Here is a 19044-nt window from a genome sequence, read left to right as displayed (position 1 = left end):
TATGGAAAAAAGTGAAAAGCGGAGGTGAGATGATGCTGCAAGTTGAGAGACTCTCAAAAAGTTATGGCCGTGGAAAACATAAAAAGGAAGTGCTTCGCAAAATATCTTTGAATGTAGCCGATGGGGAACTTGTCGGTATTGTTGGAGAGAGTGGTAGCGGAAAAAGTACATTGGCCCGCATTATTATGCAATTGGAGCATTGCGATGAAGGGGAGATTTTATTCCACGGAAAACGACCTGTCGATTTGTATTCGTATTATTCGAATTGCCAAATCGTTTTCCAGCATGCATCCTCCGCTTTGAATCCTTCTTGGACAGTGATGGAAATTTTGCGCGAACCGCTTCGATCTATGAAAGGGACTGACCGCGATGCATACATTTTCAAGATGTTGGACAAGGTTCAATTGAGCAAATCGCATGTTAGTCGACGCCCATCTGAATTAAGCGGAGGCGAACGGCAAAGGGTGAACGTATTAAGGTCAATTTTAGTGCAGCCTAAGTTGCTTATTTGTGATGAAATTGTATCAAATTTGGATCGGTTAATTCAAAAGGAGATTGTCGATATGATTCGCCAATTAAATGAGGATACGGGGATGGCAATCCTTTTCATTTCACATGATTTGCGGGTCGTGAATTATTTATGTGACCGAGTATATGTAATGAAGTCTGGACAAATTGTTGATGAAAGTAAAAAGCAGGAAGGGAAATTTTCTTTCACAGATCAGTACGCGAAAAAGTTATTTGCATGAAGTTAGATGTATACTAAAGGTGGAAAGAGAGGAAGATGACAATGAACGAATTACCAATGAGCCAATCGCGTACTATCCAAACGAAATTAGTATTGCCGCCGGATACAAACCATTTACAAACGATTTTCGGAGGACAAGTGCTTTCTTATATAGATGAAATTGCGGCAATTACTGCTATGAAGCACTCCCAAACAGCCGTCGTTACAGCATCAATCGACTCTGTTGATTTTTTATCCTCTGCAAGAGTAGGCGATGTTTTGGAACTTGAAGCGGTCGTCAGCTCTACGGGAAGAACGTCTATGGAAGTGTTCGTTACAGTGCGCTCGATGAATTTATTGACAGGAGAATCAAAACTAACGACTGAATCGTTTTTGACAATGGTTGCGATGGGCCCAGACAATAAGCCAACACCAGTTCCAGGTGTTTATCCTGAAACCGATGCCGAAAAGCGACTGTTTGAAACGGGCCCGGCACGGAGGGAGCATCGTAGCTTAAGAAGATCGATCAAGCACTGATATTTTGTTTCTGAAGGAGCTGTCCGATAATGTCGGATGGCTTTTTTCTGTGAAAACAAGGTTTGAATATGCGCGTGTTAAAGAAGTTTTCATGTGAGTTGGGAGAGGAGGCTCATGAATGTTTTATATGGACAAATTTTGTAGGTAATCTCCAATAGTGTATAAGTTAAACTTATTGAAATTGATAGAATTATCGTCATAGTACTTATGAGTCACTTCCGATACACTGAATATAGAAGGAGTGATGGACAGAATGGATTATCTTAAGGGGATCGACCATATTCAGATTGCAGCACCAGATAGTTCGGAGGAACAGGCAAGACATTTTTACGGGGAATTGTTAGGAATGAAAGAAATCCCAAAGCCAGAAAATCTAAAAGCAAGGGGCGGCTGCTGGTTCCAATGTGGGAATCAGGAAGTTCATATTGGAATTCAGAAAGATTTCATGCCAGCAAAAAAAGCACATCCAGGATTTGTTGTTAGTTCACTTGCCGAGCTAAAGAACGACTTGGAGAAGGCAGGATACGAAATAGCAAATGAGCCGCCGATTTCAGGAAGAGAACGCTTTTTCACCTTCGACCCGTTTGGCAATCGGATTGAGTTTTTGGAATTTGACTGAAACGAGACTTAAACAATAGCAGTTCATATTTATAGTGTAAGCATTAATACAGCGGCAGACATGATGCGTGTCTTGCCGCTGTTATCTAAATGTAGCAGAAGTGCACAAGTTACGAAATGCAAACATCCTTAACTACTACAGCGGAATCCAAACACTGCTATTTTAAGGAAAGAGATCAAAGATTGTTAAGGTAGTTTTTCAAGCAACCTCGTAAATCCTAAGCAGAGAGAAATCGATTATGACACAATAATATCTTGCTCCTGCTGATCCAATCTTTTCAATTCTTCTAGCGCCTCGTCTTTTTTTCTCCTTAAGCGATCTTGTGTTTTTCGAACTTCTTGATGAACAGTGTTCAATTGGCTTTTTGCATCAGTAATGCGGGAATGCACTGTCCAGTCGGAGAAAATATTATCGAAAAAGATGTCCGTAAACGTAAAGAAATCATTTTGATTTACTTTGAAAGACTCCGAAGCTAGGCTTTGGACATCCATCAATTCCGTTTCGTAATGACGGAGTGCTCGCTGTGCACGGTGTACGAGGTCATCTGAGCTGTTCATTTCCGAGTATTTTAGAGCCGAAACGATCAAGCCGCCGCCTAAAAACGTATCCCACATCGACAATCCTTCTGCATTGCCTAACTTATCCAATGCGGCATCCAGCGTTCGCAATGCTTTTCCTCCAGCCTCATATGCTTCATCAATTTCACGAATCATCGAACGTACTCTTACCCGATCATCAGCAATTTGCTGCAACGTACGATTCGCTGCCGTATCGTGCTGGCGGATCCACGCTTCCTTTTCTTTTAAAAAATCGGCCCAATCCTCTTCGATATAGGCAAAGTCAGGTTGGTTCATCTTCTCTTTCAACCGCTCTGTTTCAGCCGTTAAATCGGCAACGGTTTTTTCAGCCTCATTATATTTAAGCTCCGCCTCTGTCACCTCATTGATTTCCCTCTCCATTTCGGCGTCCCATTTGCCCGTCCATTCCTTTAGTTTATTTGCAAATGAAAACTTACCTAACTTTACAACGTCTTGCTGTTCTTTTGATAGTTGGTTTTTCAGCTGGTCGCGGAGCTTGGTCGCTTCTAATAATTGCCTTTCTGCCCCTTCTAATCTTCTTTTAATCCGATTCCGTTCATTGCGAAGCATCGTCAATTCCATTTGTCGTTCATGAATATCCGTTCTCATTGCTCACACGCTCCTTTCCTTATTTACGGCTATAGGCAGCAAGTGGTTTCAGTTTTTTATACAGTGGATTTGAATGGGGCAATTGTGTATGGATAGGGCTGTGAAACCGTCGTATGGTGAAAGTCTTTTCCATGAGAAACGTGGTATCTAAGCATCAAATCATGAAGATATATCGCTTTACATTAATGCAAGTTACAGTGTATTATGTAACTAATACACCAGTACAGAAGGGGGATAGACTGATGAAACAATGGAATGGACTGCTGTGGAAAGAATGGGTGCAGTGGCGGTTATCGTTGCTCATTATAATTGTGTTTATGGCTGCGGCACTAATAGGTTTGCCGTCTTTTGCAAGGTTGTTAGCGGTAGAAGAAGTTTCGGTGTTTGAGATAACGATGGTAATTTGCTTTATAGCGGCTGGGGCATGTATTTTAGTGCCTGTCATCCATTTTTTGATGATGTTTAACAAAGATATGAAAAGTCCCGATTTATGGCTACATTCAACTGCTTCGACTACTGAGCTCGTCGGGGCCAAAATGTTAATGGCTACTCTTTCGGGCGCTGCATGCATAGCCGTGCCTGTAATTGTCGTGGCATTTCGATATGTAACAGCAGTATCTCATCCAGTAGACATGTTTGATGAGCTGTTGTTCTTTGGAACTTTGTTAATTGCAATCATATTTCTTTCATCGATTCAGTTTATGGTTTATGGCTTTTTCTTTATTGTAATTGAACAAGTGCTGAAGCCTTTTGTAAAAGGGTTTTCTCTTGTTATCACATTGCTGTTATTTATCGTTTCAGTTAGGGTGTACGGTGAAATAACAAGTTCACCATTCTTCGAGAGATTTGTCCGGTTTGGCAAAATTGATTTGATGAAACTTAAAAATCCGCATATCGAATTAGAGTATGGTTATTTCGCTTTGAATGGAACAGTTTTATATGTAGGTGAAGTTATGTTTGCAATGCTTTTGACTATTGGCCTTTTCCTTGCTGGAATTGCTTTGTTTGAGAAGAGGGTGCGTCTATGACAACGTATAGAGGGTTGTTAAGCAAAGAATGGCAGCTTATGAAATGGTCGTTTGTTGGCTATCTATTGACGAATTTGGTAATTAGTGTGTTCAGTTTGGCGCCATCAATTGTAGGTTCGGTTGGGAATATTCGGTTAGAGATGAGCAGTCTTGTCAATATGTGGTTGATTTTACATATGTTTTTTTTCACAGCCCTATTCCTACAAAGCCTTCATAAAGATATTGAGCAGCCTGATATTTGGTTTCACTCGCCAGCTTCGATCTGGGAGCTTCTTGGCGTTAAAGTTGTTATGGCATTTGTGCTGAACAGTTCATCGCTTCTCATTTGTCTCTTGTCGGCAGGAGTTGCGTACGTGACAGGAGCCTCTGAAGTAAAGCTTAATTTGTTTGGACTTCCAGGAGCAACGCATATTTTTATTACATTTTTCATGTCAAGCTGTTTGATCATGTCATTCAGTCTGTTCATTTGGGTAATCTACAAAATTACAGCATATAAGATTAGCCATCTTGCAATTTTGGTCGTCATGCCCCTAATTTTTGCCGGATCGGTTGTATGGGGAATTCTTTCGGCTATTAATGATACGAAGAGCATTCTATTTAGTTCTTTTATGTATATCACTATTTCAATTGTATTATTTGCAGGCGGGGCAACCTTGCTTGAAAAGAAAGTGAGGTACTGACGATGAGCATAGATTTTCTACCGGATAAGCCAATATACCAGCAGCTCATCGACCGGATTTTAGGAGATATTATGCGTGGCACGATAGCGGCTGGGGAGAAGTTGCCTTCAGTCCGTGAATATGCAGTGGAAGTAGGCGTGAATGCCAATACGATGCAGCGCGTATATAAGGAGTTGGAGCAAATGGAGATCACTGAAACGAAGAGGGGGCAAGGATCGTTCGTTACGGAGGATCAAGATAAGATTGCGGCGCTTCGAGATGAAATGAAGGAGCAGTTAGTGACAAACTTTCTTCAAAACGTGGCCGCTTTCGGCTTTACAACTGATGAAATAGTAAAGTGTCTGCAAGAGAGGGGGGGACAGAATGATTGAGTTAAAGCATATTGGAAAGAAATATGGGAGTAAAAAAGCGTTGGAAAATGTAACATTGTCCATTCCGAGAGGAAAAGTGATTGGACTAGTCGGAGAAAATGGGAGCGGAAAATCGACAATGCTGAAAATAATGGCTGGTCTTGTGTCGGTGAATGCTGGAAGTGTGACTTTTGATGGGAAACCAATTACACGGAGGGTTGCTTCGCGAATTGCATATATGTCCGATACGGATTCCTTTTACCTGTATTTCACAGTGCAACAACTGATTGATTACTATGCTTCGCAATTTGAAGATTTCGATGTTATTAAAGCGAAGGAAATTATTCAGTTTTTGAATGTTGATCTTCATTCAAAAATGAAAAACTTGTCAAAAGGAAACCGGGGAAGGGTGAAAATTGCTGTGACGCTTGCGAGGGAAGCGGATGCTTATTTGCTTGATGAACCTTTTTCTGGGCTTGACCCAATGGTGCGCGATGACATTGCGAAAGGACTTATCCGATTCACAGACCCAGAGCGCCAGACAGTCATTATGTCAACACATGAGATCCGGGAAGTAGAGCCTCTGCTGGATGAAATGATCATTATGCAGGGCGGATCGGTGCTTGCGCATAGAGCGGTAGATGAAATTAGAGATTTATATGGAGTGGATGCGACGAGTTATATGGTGTCGCTATTCCGGGATCAGCACCCAAGAAGGGAGATGGAAAAATGAAGCCAGTAGTAGAATTGAAAAACTTATCGAAGGCCATTGGCAAGAAGAAAATTATTGATGACTTGAATCTGTCTTTGTATCCTGGGCAAATTACAGGGTTTTTAGGTCCAAATGGTGCAGGTAAAACGACGACGATCCGAATGATGGTAGGCTTGATGAAGCAATCGGGCGGTGATGTCATTATTGATGGTGTTTCTTTGAGGGATAATTTTGAGGAGGGTCTGTCGAAGGTTGGCGTTATCGTTGAGAATCCAGAGATGTATAAGTTTATGTCGGGATATAAAAATTTGTTGCATTTTTCGCGGATGCATAAAGGTATAACGAAGGAGCGGATTGACGATGTCGTCCGGCAAGTCGGGTTGCAAAATCGGATTCATGAGAAAGTCGGCACATACTCATTAGGGATGCGCCAAAGATTAGGGTTGGCTCAAGCTTTATTGCACAGACCGAAGTTTTTGATTTTGGATGAACCGACGAATGGACTTGACCCCGCAGGCATCCGAGAATTCCGTAACTACTTGCGTCGGATTGCAGAAAATGAAGGAGTATCCGTTTTCGTCTCAAGCCATATGCTTTCTGAAATTGAATTGATGTGCGATCGGATTGCGGTCATTCAAAATGGAAAATTGATCGGCATCCGCGAAATGTCGGACGCAGAGCAATCGTTTTATTATATAGAAGCTACGCCGAAAGAGCAGGTGCAACAGATTCTTGTGAATGAAGGATTTGCAGTTTCACCATTGAAAGAGGGCTATTTAGTTCAGGCGCAACAACAGCAAATCCCAGGCGTCGTGCAGTCATTGATTGCAGAGGGGCTTCAAGTGTATGCCGTTCAGCCGCAACGGAAAACATTGGAAGATGAGTTTTTGGAAATGACAGGAGGTGGCCAAATTGCTCAATCTCATACAAAATGAATGGATGAAGCTATGGAACAAAAAAGGAACTTGGGTGATGGTCGGACTTATGATCATATTTACTTCAGGGATGTTGTTCCTCATGAAGTGGATTGATACACAAAGAAATAATTGGGAAGCCCAGCCAGGTGATGCGTCTATAAGCGTGCAAGTGGACGTAGATGACAGCGGTTGGAAGGAATCAGCAGAATCTGATTTGGCTTATACACAAGCCCGGTTGAGTGAAGAAGGCCTTTCAAAAGTGGAACGAAAAGAGTTGGAAGGCAATGCAAAAGTGCTTGAATATCGATTGGCTAATTCGATTGAACCAATTGATGAATTCAGCCGAGAAGGACTGATTAAGAACCCGTCAAGCATTAGCGGGACAGTATTATTATTGACAGTTATCGTTGCAGCGGGTATTGTCGCTTCCGAATTTTCACAAGGAACGATTAAGATGTTGCTGACGCGTCCAGTGAAAAGATGGAAGATCCTTACGTCGAAATTTATTACTGTCAATTTATTTAGTATCTTTCTAATCCTTGTCGGATACGTCTTGTATATTGCACTTAGTATGATCCTATTTAAATCAGGGGCTGGTCAGGAATTGGCTTGGAACGGGAAAGAAGTTGTGGAAGTTTCTGTATGGGGCAAAAGCTTATATATGTTGCTATTATCTTTTGGAAGTGTGTTCATCACGGCGTCTTTCGCTTTTGCAGTAGGAAGTGTTTTCAGGTCAAGTTCACTTGCAATCGGTTTGTCGTTGTTCATTTACTTCACAGGATCAACGATTACAATGATGCTATCGAAATATGAAGTTGCTAAATATTTGCTTTTCACACATATGGATTTAACTGTATACGAAACGGGTATGCATTTCATTCCAGGTATTAGTTTGACGTTTTCACTCGCTGTCGTTGCTGTTTACATTGTCGTATTTTTAGCAATTAGCTACACAACATTCATTAAACGTGACGTCACTGCGTAAATAAGAAAAAGCTGTCTCTGTTCGAGACAGCTTCTTCTCATTTATGATGATTAAAAGTGCTTACAAGACCGAATACAGTTCCAATAAGGATGAATGCGAAAAGCGCGTACATAATGTAAATGAACCACATGAAGACTCCACTCCTTTTAGTCATGATCCTATCTTTCATTGTAGCACCAGTTGCTGGACGAGGCAACGGGCGACACGACTCTGTCGAAAAATGGCGGGGTGAAAGTGAAGGCAGACACATTGGTTAACTCTGGGTCATGATCAGTGCCTAACCGTCAAACTTTCGTGCATTTGCCACGAGATTAGTGCATAACGCGATACAGGGTAGTAGTAACAATAAAAAAGCCGACCAAGTCGGCGATGAGATTATTGCTTTTCCGCTTTTAAAAGATCTCGGATTTCTTTGAGCAGTTCCTCTTTTGCATCAATAGCTGGTGTTTCTGCTTTTTCTGGTTCTTTTTTGCGTTTGAATTTCATAAGCAAACGGACGAATAAGAAGATGGAGAACGAGATGATGATGAAATCTATGATGGATTGTAAAAAAACGCCGTATGTAAGGTTTACTCCGCCCATTTTAAGGTGAAGATCGGATAACTCAATTTTCCCTGTTAAGAAGACGATAATAGGTGTAATAATATTTTCAACTAAGGATGAAACGATTTTTCCGAACGCTCCGCCGATTACGACTGCAATTGCGAGGTCCAACACATTCCCTTTAAACGCAAATTCCTTAAAATCTTTCCACATGTAGAAATCCCCCTTTCAGGATAATTTTTAATTCTTTTCTTTCTCATTTTAGTAAATCGCAATCTATGATTCAACTTAATGTTCACTAATTATCGGATCAATAGTAGGATCCCAACGATACTTCGACAGATCTACTTTATCGTCAAGTCCGAATTCCACTCCTTCCGCTTCCAATAAATCACGCTGTAAATGTCCTTTTTCATCACGGTCATTTGGTGTAGAGATGCCTCCTTGTGCGTTGATAATTCGGTGCCAAGGCAAATGGTGTTTTTCGCTCATTGAGTGAAGAATCCTTACAACTTGCCTTGCACCGCGGGGGCTTCCTGCTGCTTTGGCAACTTGGCCGTATGTCATGACATAGCCTGCAGGGATGTTTTTAATAATTTGGACGGCTTTTTCTGTAAAGGGAAGCAATGTTTTATCCTCCTCTTAGGAAATTGATTGTTTTCATCTTACACAAAATACTTCTATTCCTAAAGTGTGGTATGTCAAAGTTTAATACATATAGGCATCGGGGAAGACTCTAAAGAGATATAAAAAGGAGTGTTACGATGAAGCATTATTCATTAGCAATTGGATTAGTAGCTATTTTACTAGCTGGGGGCTGCGGCAATAAAACAGATACCAGTAACGAAGCGCAGAACGAACAGCCACCACATGAGGAGATGGAGCATAATCGTTCAGGTGTCGTGCCTAAACATCTAAAAGAAGCTTCAAATCCGAAGTTTGCGGTTGGAGACAAGGCGATTATAGAAACAGATCATATGCCTGGCATGAAAGGTGCTGAGGCAACTATTGTCGGTGCTTATGACACTACTGCCTATGAGGTTTCGTATACACCAACAACAGGAGGACCGAAAGTGGAAAACCATAAGTGGGTCATCCACGATGAGATTAAGGATACAAATGATGAGCCGCTGCAAACAGGCGATGAAGTGACGATCGAGGCGGACCATATGGAAGGGATGAAAGGAGCTATCGGCAAAATTGATTCAGCGGTAAAGACAACGGTTTATATGATCGATTATACGCCTACAGATGGCGGAGAAAGAGTTGTCAACCATAAATGGGTAACGGATGATGAATTGACGAAGATTGAATGAGTAGAAAGCGGACCGCACATAACTGCGGTCCGCTCAGCTTGTTGACAAACGCTCGCATACTGCGTTGCTCGTCTCGCTCGTCCCCTCATGAACCTTAAGTTCTATTCGGGTCTTCGCTCGACTTCGCGCCTTGTCTGGCAAGCGTTTTCAAGCCAAGCTGGGCAAACACTTATCCCATAACTAAAAACCTTTAAAAGACTGTAGACAAAGTGAAAAAATACTTTGTCTACAGTCTGAGCGGACCGCACATAACTGCGGTCCGCTTTATTTCTGAAAAGTTGAAACGTTTGTGAGAGAATATTCGTAAAGGGACTATACTTTAATAGAATAGAAGGAGAGGATCACAAATGAAAGATGTATTTTCAAAGCAAAGCATTATTGGGTATACTATTAAAATTTTGGGTATTGTCATAATCGGATGGGGCGTTTTACAAGCCTTTTTCTTTTTTATAACTGGATTTCAATCTCAGGGACATGTAATGCATGAATGGGGAGAGCTCCAATATACAGATATGTATAACGGTATATCCTTTTTAGGGGCAGTTGGAATCATTGCAACACATCTCATAACTGGTGTATTGGTCATCGGATTCGGTGAAGTGATTGATTTGCTGCAGAAGATTTATTTCAGATTACATCCCGAATCAGAAAAGAAGTGGAAAGAAGAGCAAGCGAAGAAGAGATGGGAAAAAGAACAAAATAATAATAATGATCTGCCATTTTGGGCTGAGCAGGATATTAAAAATTTTTATGAGGAGCAAAAAGCAGAAATTCATTCAATTAAATTGACGACCCATCCTTATATTTTCAAAATCGCTGTGGATGATCGAGTTGAGTACGTGGAAGTCGGCGGATTAAAAACGCGTGTATTGTCCGAAGAGGAGGCGAAGGAGTTTGAATGAAACCTTCCGCTTCCTCTTGAACTCGTTTATTGCCTTGAAAAGCGACGATCAAGCTGTTGCTTTTTCCTTTTTTGATAATAGCTATAGACAGATGTAGCGATTATTAACCAAAACGCACTTGCCGCCATGCCGCCGACAACATCACTCGGATAATGGACGCCAAGATAGATGCGGCTAATCGCGATCGATGCAAACATAATGATCGCTAAAAGTGAAACAACTATTTTACTCACTATAGATTTCAAATTTCTTATGGCGATGAAGGCGGAAATAGCATATAAGCTGAATGCCATCATTGTATGACCGCTCGGGAAGCTGTAGCCGCTAATGTCGACAAGTCTGTGAAAGTCCGGACGCTCTCGTCGGAAGATGAATTTTAATATTTGGTTGAGCGCACCGGTACCAATAAGGACAAAGAAAAAGAAGTAGGCTTGCGAATGTTTGCGAAATACCCAAAATAGCAAAGCGAACCCGATTACAATTAGACAGATGACGACTGTTGTAGAGCCAATCCATGTAAATGCTTTCATAATCGGAGTCAAAGCGGGCGTTTCCCATCCTTGGACAATATCAATGATTGTATGGTCAAAGCGATGAATTGTTTCATTTTGGATGCCGGTTGCAATATACGCGAAGATGCCAGCGAATACAATACATAAAAGCAGTGCAAACGACAGGCGCAAAGAAAGTTCTCTCATTTATTTTCACCCTTTCATGCGCTCCATTTTACAGGAAAGCGTATGTATCTGCATCTTTTATCAGAAAGAGTGATCGTTTTGCAAACGACTTTTTTGATTATAGCTTGTTATACCATTGGTAATTTTTTAACAGCAGTAATTGTAGGTAAGTTGCTTTACAAGAGAGATATACGTGCTTTAGGGAGTGGGAATACTGGCGTCCGCAATGCGGGTAAGGTTTTTGGAAAAATTGGCTTCATTTTGACGTTTTTAGGAGACGGCGCGAAAGGTGCAATTGCGATCATGCTTGCTCATTGGGCTGGATATGATGGCACGATGCTATTGGTTTGTTTATTTGCAGCGACAGTAGGGCATATATTCCCAGTGTTTTATAAATTCCATGGAGGCAAAGGGATTTCTACATTCCTCGGTGGGGTGTTATTTTATGAACCATTCATTTGTACAATAATAACAGGCATCTTTTTAGTGCTTATCAGTCTAATAAAAAATTTTACTGTAGCTGGTTTGGCTGCAATCGCAACGATTCCGTTTACTATTTTGATGTTAGGCAGAGGACTTGATGAGGCTGCTATGCTGCTATTGCTGGTCGTTCTTATTTGCATTGCTCATAAGAAGGACATCATGGCAATAGCGAAAGAGAAAGTAAAAATGTAAGGAGTTGACGAAGATGATTGAAATCAAGACGTCGGAAGAATGGAAAAATATTGTAGAACAGTCGAGGAAAGCGCCTATTTTTGTATTAAAGCATAGCGCAACATGTCCCATTAGTATTTCGGGCCATCATGTATTTGAACATTATGAGACATCAATTTCAAAGTATTACTTGATCGTTCAGAAAAACCGGTCGATTTCCAATGAAATTAAGAAGGATCTCAATGTTCGTCATGAAACACCGCAGGTTTTATTACTAAAAGATGGTGAAGCTGTTTGGTACGCAAGTCATTATGACATAAGCAAATCAAGCATGAAATCTGCTGTAGAAGAACATTGCTGAGCGACTTAGGAGCACAAATCAGTAAGTGTGTCTATATTGTCATTATGATAAAATAGTAATATCTAAAAATTTACAATTGGGGGAGAGCATGTGAGAATGAAAGGCAAAACTGTTGTCATTACAGGTGGGGGAAGCGGCATCGGGGCGGTAGCTGCAAACGTTTTTGGCAAGGAGGGTGCTCAAGTTGCGATTATCGACTTCAATGAGATAGCTGGGGAAGAAACGGCAAAGAGTTTGCATGGCGAAGGGATTGAAGCTGCATTCTTCAAAGCGAATGTAGCGGATCAGGAGCAAGTGCAGTCAGCCGCGCAAAAAGTGCTCGAACATTTTGGAAAAGTTGACGTGCTCATTAACAACGCAGGAATTACAAAAGATGCTATGCTCGTAAAAATGGAGGCAAATGATTTCCGGCAAGTAGTTGACGTAAACCTAACGGGCGTATTTTATTGTACGCAAGCGTTTCTCCCTACGATGCTTGCGGCGGGTAAAGGTAAGATCGTAAATACATCCTCCATCGCTGGCACTGGCGGCAATATCGGCCAAACAAATTATTCGGCTGCAAAAGCGGGGGTCATTGGAATGACAAGGACTTGGGCAAAAGAGTATGGCCGCAAAGGCATCAACGTCAATGCCGTAGCACCAGGCTTTATTGAGACAGACATGATTGAAACAATTCCAGAAAAAGTATTGGAGCAAATGAAGCTGTTGACGCCCTCCGCAAGAATGGGCAAACCGGAAGATATTGCAAGCGCCTATCTTTTCCTTTCCTCCGAGGAGGCTGACTTCATCAATGGAACTGTATTGGAAGTAGATGGCGGTATGTTAAAGTAATTTTCACCCTCTTTCTCTTATTTGGAAAGAGGGTTTTTGTTCATGTATTTGTGAATACATTCACAATACATGACACTTATCATACGAAAAGTTATGACAATCATGTCTGTTGCAAAATGGGTCCTGCTTTTATGATGAGTATAAGAAAAAATAATCGTCACATTTAAAAGGAGGATCAAGATGGAAAGCAAAGAAAAAACAAAACAGCTACATAAAAATGTAGCTCCCTTCGCAAAATCGGATTTGAAGAAAAGTATAATCCAGCTCATTAATACGGTGCCGCCTATTTTTATTTTATGGTACTTGGCGTATTTGAGTTTATCTGTTTCAATTTGGCTCACATTTGCAGTTTCCATAGTTGCAGCAGGATTCGTCGTTCGGACCTTCATTATTTTTCATGATTGCACGCATGGATCGTTTTTCAAAAATAAGAAAGCAAACAATATTGTCGGTACGATTACAGGTATTTTGACTTTGTTTCCTTATGAAAAATGGAAGCGGGAGCATGCGATCCACCATGCAACGAGCTCGAATTTGGATAAACGTGGTGTAGGAGACATTTGGGTAATGACAGTCGAGGAGTATATGGGGGCGTCAAAATGGCAGCGGCTCGCTTACCGATTTTATCGGAACCCATTCGTTATGTTTGGACTTGGACCACTCTATTTAGTGCTGATTTCAGGTCGTTTTAATCGAAAAGACGCACGGAAAAAAGAGCGATTCAATACGTATTTGACGAATGTTGCTATCGTATTATTGTATGCGTTCATGGCGTATCTTGTAGGGTGGCAGGCATTCCTCATCGTGCAAGCGTCGATTATGTTCGTATCAGCTGCGCTTGGCATCTGGCTGTTCTACATTCAACATACATTCGAGGACTCCTATTTTGAGGACGAGTCAGAGTGGGATTACGTAAAAGCTGCGGTGGAAGGAAGTTCATATTATAAGCTACCAAAAGTGCTTCAATGGGCGACGGGCAATATCGGCTTCCATCATGTGCACCATCTGGCGCCGCGCGTTCCAAACTACAATTTGGAATTAGCCCATGAATCAACTCCACCGCTTCAAAAAGCGACAACAATTACAATTAAAACAAGCTTAGAATCATTGCGCTACAAGCTTTACGATCCGGCGCGGAAATCGTTCATCACCTTTAAAGAAGTGAAAGAGCGCATTAGTAAAACAGCAACATTGGATTTGAAAGAGCTAAAACCGAAGCGCACAAGCTTTGAAGGAAAATAATTACGACAGCGGCCATCTTCGGGTGGCTTCTTTTCATTTGTAGGTGAAAAGCTTTAATGGTAGGTACGTCACTCCGCGAAATGGTGGGCCAAACTTTAAAGTGTGAGAGTTTTTCCAATACAATCTTCTGAAATGATACAATCAATATAAATCTGTTTGAAAGGTCGGCGATTATGCAGAAATGGTATAGTATTTTTCCTAAAAGCCCTTGGTTGAGCATCTACGCTTGGATTATATTTTGTTTGCTGCCTTTCTTTTTTATTTTCCGATCATGGTCGGCAATTGGTATATCAGTCGGCATCGGTTTGCTTCTGCTCTTTTTCATTTCTTATTTCTTTTCGTTCCGCTCTAAAAGTGGACTTGTCTATATGTGGGTCAGTTTTGAGATGGTCATAAATGTCGTAATGACACTGCTCTTCGGTTATGTGTATTTCTCTATTTTCACGGCTTTCTTCATCGGCAACATTCGGAATCCAGTCGGCTTCTTCATATTGTACGGGCTGCATATTGCGTTGACCATCGGGGCAATTGTGGCAGGTTTTTTCATCGACATTCACCTGTTTTTGACGCAAGTCCATTTTGTAATTATTACGGTAATTGGGGTCATTTTAATGCCGTTCAATTTGTACAACCGGGGCAAGCGGGAGAACTTGGAAGGTCAATTAGAAGACGCAAAGGAAAAGATTTCGGAATTGAAGTTGTTAGAGGAGCGTGAGCGCATTGCGCGTGATTTGCATGATACATTGGGACAAAAACTGTCAATGATCGGTGTAAAGAGTGATTTGGCAAGAAAATTAATCGCAAAAAGTCCGAAAGATGCGGAACGTGAGCTGTTGGATATCCGTAAAACTGCAAGTACGGCGTTAAAAGAAGTGCGTGAGCTATTGGCAGATATGCGCTCCACTAAATTGTCCGATGAATTATTGCGTGCGCAGCAAATTTTAGCTGCTGCAGAAATTGAGTTGAAGGTAACTGGATCATCTGTGATTGCCCATGTGCCGACGAATTTCGAGAATGTATTGGCAATGTGTTTCAAGGAGGCTGTTACGAACGTCGTCAAGCATAGCGGCGCCACGGTTTGTCATGTGACGATCGAACAGTCGGAAGACAGAATTTCAATTGCTATTCATGATAATGGCAGTGGCTTAAAAGGAATGAATGCTCCAGGAAGCGGACTTAAAGGGATGCGTGAACGGCTTGAATTCGTGAACGGCACTTTGCGGATAGATGAAGACAATGGCACAAAGCTGACGATCGAGATGCCGGTCGTCATTACCCATCAAAGTTAAGGAGGGATTGCAATGATTCGGATTGTCATTGCAGAGGACCAAGGCATGATGTTGGGCGCGCTTGGTTCATTGCTGAATATGGAAGACGATATGGAAGTTGTCGGTATGGCCCGCAATGGGGAAGAGGCGGTCCGGCTCGTTCGAGAGCAGTCGCCAGATATTTGCATTATGGATATAGAAATGCCGGTCAAAACGGGGCTTGACGCAGCTGAAGAATTGATTGGATCGACTTGTAAAATAATCATTTTGACAACGTTTGCAAGAGCTGGCTATTTTGAACGGGCAAGACGTGCAGGAGTGCGCGGATATTTGCTGAAGGACAGCCCAATTGAGGAATTGGTCACATCCATCCATGCGATTCAAGACGGTAGAAGAATTTACGCGCCGGAGTTAGTGGATATTGCATACGGCTCGGATGACGAAACAGAAAATCCGTTGACAGATCGAGAAAGCCAAGTGTTGGGGCTTGTCGCTGAGGGGAAGAGCACGAAGGAAATTGCGGGAGAGCTCTATTTGACGCCGGGCACTGTAAGGAATTATATTTCTACCATTCTTGAAAAGTTAGGCGTTGGCAATCGGATTGAGGCAATTTCTCGCTTTAAAGAGAAGGGCTGGCATAAGTGAATTATGCTATGCTTTCATTAATAAAATGAAAGGGGAAGTAGAGATGGAATTACGTGCAAAAGAGCTTGACCGGAACGATACGCTTGCCGATTATCGGAAAGAGTTTTACATTCCAGACGGTAAAATCTATATGGACGGCAATTCATTGGGGCTGCTGTCTAAGCGTGCGGAACGGACACTATACGAGCTATTGGATTCTTGGAAAGTATTAGGCATAGACGGATGGACGGAAGGGGAGCGTCCGTGGTTTTATTTGTCCGAACAAATTGGAGAGATGATGGCGCCGCTCGTAGGAGGAATGAAAGGCGAAGTCATTGCAACAGGTTCTACAACGACAAATCTTCATCAAATGACATCGACTTTTTACAAGCCGAAAGGTAAGAAGACGAAAATATTGGCAGACGAATTGAATTTTCCTTCGGATATTTATGCGCTAAAAAGTCAGCTGCAATTAAAGGGGTATGACCCTGCAGAGCATTTCATCCAAGTGAAGAGCCCAGATGGCCGTTATTTGCGTGAAATAGATCTTATCGACGCAATGACGGATGAAGTTGCGCTCATCGTTTTACCCGCTGTGTTATATCGAAGCGGCCAAGTTTTGGATATGGAGCGTTTGGCCGAGGCTGCGAATGAGAGAGGCATACCGATTGGATTCGATTTATGCCATTCAATTGGTGCGATTGAGCATTCCTTACATGATTGGGGTGCTGATTTTGCGTTTTGGTGTACGTATAAACACTTGAATGGTGGACCGGGGTCTGTCGGTGGTTTGTTCATCCACGAAAGGCATTTTGGAAAAACGCCAGGTCTTGCTGGATGGTTTGGTTCAAACAAACAATCGCAGTTTGACATGAATCATACGATGGATGTTGCAGGGGATGCAGGCGCTTACCAAATTGGCACACCGCATTTGCTTAGCTTAGCGCCATTGATCGGCTCCCTTGAAATGCTCCAAGAAGTCGGAATCAATCAAATTCGAAGCAAGTCCTTTCAACTGACGGATTATATGATGGAATTGATTCGTGAGCATCTATCAGATTATGGATTTACAATCGGAAATCCTGATAATGAATCCCGCGGCGCGCATTTGCTGTTGGAGCATCCGGAAGCTGCGCGTATTTGCAAAGCATTAAAAGCGGATGGTGTCGTACCGGATTTCCGTGCTCCAAACGGGATACGTCTGGCACCGGTCGCGCTATACAATTCATTTGTTGACGTGTGGCAAACGGTGGAGAAATTGCGCATCATCATGGAAGAGAAACGATATGAACAATTCGAAAACAAAAGGGGTGTCGTCGCATGACTGAAAAATGGATTGATATTTCACAGCCGTTGACAAATGATATTGCAGAATGGCCAGGGGACACGCCGTTCAGCTACGAAGTACGATTTTTGAAAGCGGATACAGGGTCGGTCAATATTGGGAAATTGACGACGAGTACACATATGGGAACGCATATCGATGCGCCGTTCCATTTCGACAATAATGGCAAAAAGGTTCATGATTTATCGCTCGATGTTTATATAGGAAAAGCGCGTGTTATTGATATGACTGGCAAACAGTCAATTGGAAGGGCGGAATTAGAGCAATTAGATTTCGGGGGAGCTGAACGGATTTTATTCAAAACGGAAAGCCGGACGGATCCGAAAGTATTTACGGATACCTTCACGGTGCTCAGTCCGGATATCGGTCCTTTATTGAAAGAGCGTGGCGTAAAATTGATCGGTATTGATACGCCATCCGTCGATCCGGAGGACAGCAAGGAATTGTTAGCGCATCATGCTTTGAACGATAATGGTGTGCTTATTTTGGAAAATATCGTTTTGCATACTATTGAAGAAGGGGATTATGAATTAATCGCATTGCCCCTTCCGATTGAGGGTGGAGATGGGAGCCCTGTGCGTGCTGTTATCCGGAGGTGGCAACGTGACTGAGAAAGGAATTCATACTGATTTTCGTAACAATATGACGTATGGTGAATATTTGAATTTGGAGCAAGTGCTATCGAGCCAGACGCGTCAGTCAGGCCACCATGATGAGATGTTGTTTATCATCATACACCAAGTAAGTGAACTGTGGATGAAGCTTATATTGCATGAATTGAATACGGCAATTGATTTGATCGATAAGGATGAACTGCCAGAAGCCTTTAAAATGTTAGCGCGCGTTTCAAGAGTACAAACGCAAATTATTCAGGCTTGGGATGTCCTATCCACACTTACGCCAGCGGAATATATGGAATTCCGGGATCATTTAGGACGCGCATCGGGGTTCCAATCCTATCAAAATCGACTCATCGAATTTGCTTTAGGCTACAAACAGCCGCATATTATGAAAATCTATGAAAAGGATCCGGCGCTTGCCAAGGAGTTAAAAGCAGCTTACGATGCTCCAGGCATTTATGATGTCGCCATCAATGCGCTACATAAAAATAGCTTTCCAATTAACCCGGAGCTCCTTAATCGCGATTTTTCTGTTACATATAAAGGCGATCCGACTGTGGCTGCTGCCTGGCTTGAAGTGTACCGCAATGTTGACCAGTATTGGGATCTTTACCAGTTGGCAGAGAAGTTGGTGGATATCGAAGACAGCCACCAGCAATGGCGCTTCCGCCATATGAAAACCGTTGAGCGAATCATCGGCTTCAAAACGGGCACTGGCGGCTCCTCCGGCGTCAATTATTTAAAATCCGTCTTAGACCACCGCTTCTTTCCTGAGCTGTGGGATGTCAGAACAAAATTATGAAGAAAAGAGCTGTCGTGCGGCAGCTCTATTTTATTGAAATGCATATCTAACACAATTATGAATATATTATCCATCAGTAAATGCGGGGTAGGTTTACAAATGCATCATCAAACTAAT

General features: G+C 42.1%; 24 protein-coding genes. 20 read left to right on the top strand and 4 right to left on the bottom strand.

Annotated features, from left to right (window positions below; genetic code table 11):
- The first annotated feature begins 32 nt into the window (after positions 1-32).
- From WFH04_RS10955 to WFH04_RS10945, 3 genes are all read left to right on the top strand, one after another.
- Positions 33-749, top strand: coding sequence for an ABC transporter ATP-binding protein (locus WFH04_RS10955; protein ID WP_336824089.1), 717 nt, complete (start codon positions 33-35; stop codon positions 747-749).
- A gap of 35 nt (positions 750-784) precedes the next feature.
- On the top strand, positions 785-1264 hold the full coding sequence (locus WFH04_RS10950; protein ID WP_336824088.1) for an acyl-CoA thioesterase: 480 nt from the start codon (positions 785-787) through the stop codon (positions 1262-1264).
- Positions 1265-1517: 253 nt separating this feature from the next.
- Positions 1518-1883 carry a VOC family protein gene (locus WFH04_RS10945; protein WP_336824087.1) on the top strand — a complete coding sequence of 122 codons (366 nt, stop codon included), beginning with the start codon at positions 1518-1520 and terminating at the stop codon, positions 1881-1883.
- 236 nt (positions 1884-2119) lie between these two features.
- Here the strand turns inward: WFH04_RS10945 and WFH04_RS10940 are convergent, their stop codons facing one another.
- Positions 2120-3070, bottom strand: coding sequence for a hypothetical protein (locus tag WFH04_RS10940; protein WP_336824086.1), 951 nt, complete (start codon positions 3068-3070; stop codon positions 2120-2122).
- A gap of 242 nt (positions 3071-3312) precedes the next feature.
- Here WFH04_RS10940 and WFH04_RS10935 point away from each other — a divergent pair, with 242 nt between their 5' ends.
- From WFH04_RS10935 to WFH04_RS10910, 6 genes are read left to right on the top strand one after another with little or no spacing between them, the layout of a single operon-like run.
- Positions 3313-4098, top strand: a complete 786-nt coding sequence (locus WFH04_RS10935) for a hypothetical protein (RefSeq protein WP_336824085.1) — start codon at positions 3313-3315, stop codon at positions 4096-4098.
- Positions 4095-4778 (top strand): hypothetical protein, encoded by a 684-nt coding sequence (locus WFH04_RS10930; protein ID WP_336824084.1) that lies wholly within the window; start codon positions 4095-4097, stop codon positions 4776-4778. Before WFH04_RS10935 ends, WFH04_RS10930 begins: the two co-directional genes overlap by 4 nt.
- Before the next feature lie 2 nt (positions 4779-4780).
- Positions 4781-5149 carry a GntR family transcriptional regulator gene (locus tag WFH04_RS10925; RefSeq protein WP_336824083.1) on the top strand — a complete coding sequence of 123 codons (369 nt, stop codon included), beginning with the start codon at positions 4781-4783 and terminating at the stop codon, positions 5147-5149.
- Positions 5142-5861, top strand: coding sequence for an ABC transporter ATP-binding protein (locus tag WFH04_RS10920; protein WP_336824082.1), 720 nt, complete (start codon positions 5142-5144; stop codon positions 5859-5861). Before WFH04_RS10925 ends, WFH04_RS10920 begins: the two co-directional genes overlap by 8 nt.
- On the top strand, positions 5858-6775 hold the full coding sequence (locus WFH04_RS10915; protein ID WP_336824081.1) for an ABC transporter ATP-binding protein: 918 nt from the start codon (positions 5858-5860) through the stop codon (positions 6773-6775). Before WFH04_RS10920 ends, WFH04_RS10915 begins: the two co-directional genes overlap by 4 nt.
- A complete protein-coding gene (locus WFH04_RS10910; protein WP_336824080.1) occupies positions 6753-7742 on the top strand; it encodes an ABC transporter permease in 990 nt (329 codons plus the stop codon). Before WFH04_RS10915 ends, WFH04_RS10910 begins: the two co-directional genes overlap by 23 nt.
- Positions 7743-8117: 375 nt before the next feature.
- On the opposite strand, the gene mscL is transcribed toward WFH04_RS10910, so the two are convergent.
- Positions 8118-8498, bottom strand: a complete 381-nt coding sequence (mscL, locus tag WFH04_RS10905) for a large conductance mechanosensitive channel protein MscL (protein ID WP_336824079.1) — start codon at positions 8496-8498, stop codon at positions 8118-8120.
- A 75-nt stretch (positions 8499-8573) separates the two neighbouring features.
- Positions 8574-8912: an MGMT family protein gene (locus tag WFH04_RS10900; protein WP_336824078.1), complete on the bottom strand. Its 339-nt coding sequence runs from the start codon at positions 8910-8912 to the stop codon at positions 8574-8576.
- Positions 8913-9049: 137 nt separating this feature from the next.
- Between WFH04_RS10900 and WFH04_RS10895 the strand changes: the two genes are divergently transcribed.
- The gene (locus WFH04_RS10895) at positions 9050-9601 is read left to right on the top strand and encodes a YdhK family protein (protein WP_336824077.1); all 552 of its coding nucleotides are present in this window, start codon (positions 9050-9052) and stop codon (positions 9599-9601) included.
- A 347-nt stretch (positions 9602-9948) separates the two neighbouring features.
- Positions 9949-10503, top strand: a complete 555-nt coding sequence (locus WFH04_RS10890; RefSeq protein WP_336824076.1) for a hypothetical protein — start codon at positions 9949-9951, stop codon at positions 10501-10503.
- Between the two features lie 26 nt (positions 10504-10529).
- On the opposite strand, the gene WFH04_RS10885 is transcribed toward WFH04_RS10890, so the two are convergent.
- The gene (locus WFH04_RS10885) at positions 10530-11201 is read right to left on the bottom strand and encodes a phosphatase PAP2 family protein (RefSeq protein ID WP_336824075.1); all 672 of its coding nucleotides are present in this window, start codon (positions 11199-11201) and stop codon (positions 10530-10532) included.
- A 78-nt stretch (positions 11202-11279) separates the two neighbouring features.
- Here WFH04_RS10885 and WFH04_RS10880 point away from each other — a divergent pair, with 78 nt between their 5' ends.
- The 9 genes from WFH04_RS10880 (at position 11280) to kynA (ending at position 18927) form a co-directional block, all read left to right on the top strand.
- On the top strand, positions 11280-11855 hold the full coding sequence (locus WFH04_RS10880; RefSeq protein ID WP_336824074.1) for a glycerol-3-phosphate acyltransferase: 576 nt from the start codon (positions 11280-11282) through the stop codon (positions 11853-11855).
- A 13-nt stretch (positions 11856-11868) separates the two neighbouring features.
- On the top strand, positions 11869-12195 hold the full coding sequence (gene ytxJ / locus WFH04_RS10875; RefSeq protein ID WP_336824073.1) for a bacillithiol system redox-active protein YtxJ: 327 nt from the start codon (positions 11869-11871) through the stop codon (positions 12193-12195).
- Between the two features lie 90 nt (positions 12196-12285).
- Positions 12286-13026: a 3-oxoacyl-ACP reductase FabG gene (gene fabG, locus WFH04_RS10870; protein WP_336824072.1), complete on the top strand. Its 741-nt coding sequence runs from the start codon at positions 12286-12288 to the stop codon at positions 13024-13026.
- 180 nt (positions 13027-13206) lie between these two features.
- Positions 13207-14268, top strand: coding sequence for a Delta(5) desaturase DesA (gene desA / locus WFH04_RS10865; RefSeq protein WP_336824071.1), 1062 nt, complete (start codon positions 13207-13209; stop codon positions 14266-14268).
- 173 nt (positions 14269-14441) lie between these two features.
- Positions 14442-15557, top strand: coding sequence for a sensor histidine kinase (locus WFH04_RS10860; RefSeq protein ID WP_336824070.1), 1116 nt, complete (start codon positions 14442-14444; stop codon positions 15555-15557).
- Between the two features lie 12 nt (positions 15558-15569).
- Positions 15570-16181 carry a response regulator gene (locus WFH04_RS10855; protein ID WP_336824069.1) on the top strand — a complete coding sequence of 204 codons (612 nt, stop codon included), beginning with the start codon at positions 15570-15572 and terminating at the stop codon, positions 16179-16181.
- A gap of 43 nt (positions 16182-16224) precedes the next feature.
- A complete protein-coding gene (gene kynU / locus WFH04_RS10850; RefSeq protein WP_336824068.1) occupies positions 16225-17484 on the top strand; it encodes a kynureninase in 1260 nt (419 codons plus the stop codon).
- On the top strand, positions 17481-18116 hold the full coding sequence (gene kynB, locus WFH04_RS10845) for an arylformamidase (RefSeq protein ID WP_336824067.1): 636 nt from the start codon (positions 17481-17483) through the stop codon (positions 18114-18116). Before kynU ends, kynB begins: the two co-directional genes overlap by 4 nt.
- A complete protein-coding gene (gene kynA / locus WFH04_RS10840) occupies positions 18070-18927 on the top strand; it encodes a tryptophan 2,3-dioxygenase (RefSeq protein ID WP_336824066.1) in 858 nt (285 codons plus the stop codon). Before kynB ends, kynA begins: the two co-directional genes overlap by 47 nt.
- Positions 18928-19044 lie beyond the last annotated feature (117 nt).

This window comes from Sporosarcina sp. USHLN248 (assembly GCF_037144575.1).
Classification (GTDB): Bacteria; Bacillota; Bacilli; order Bacillales_A; family Planococcaceae; genus Sporosarcina; species Sporosarcina contaminans.
The sequence above is the reverse complement of the archived record's forward strand: the minus strand, read 5'-3'. Positions and strand labels throughout refer to the sequence as shown.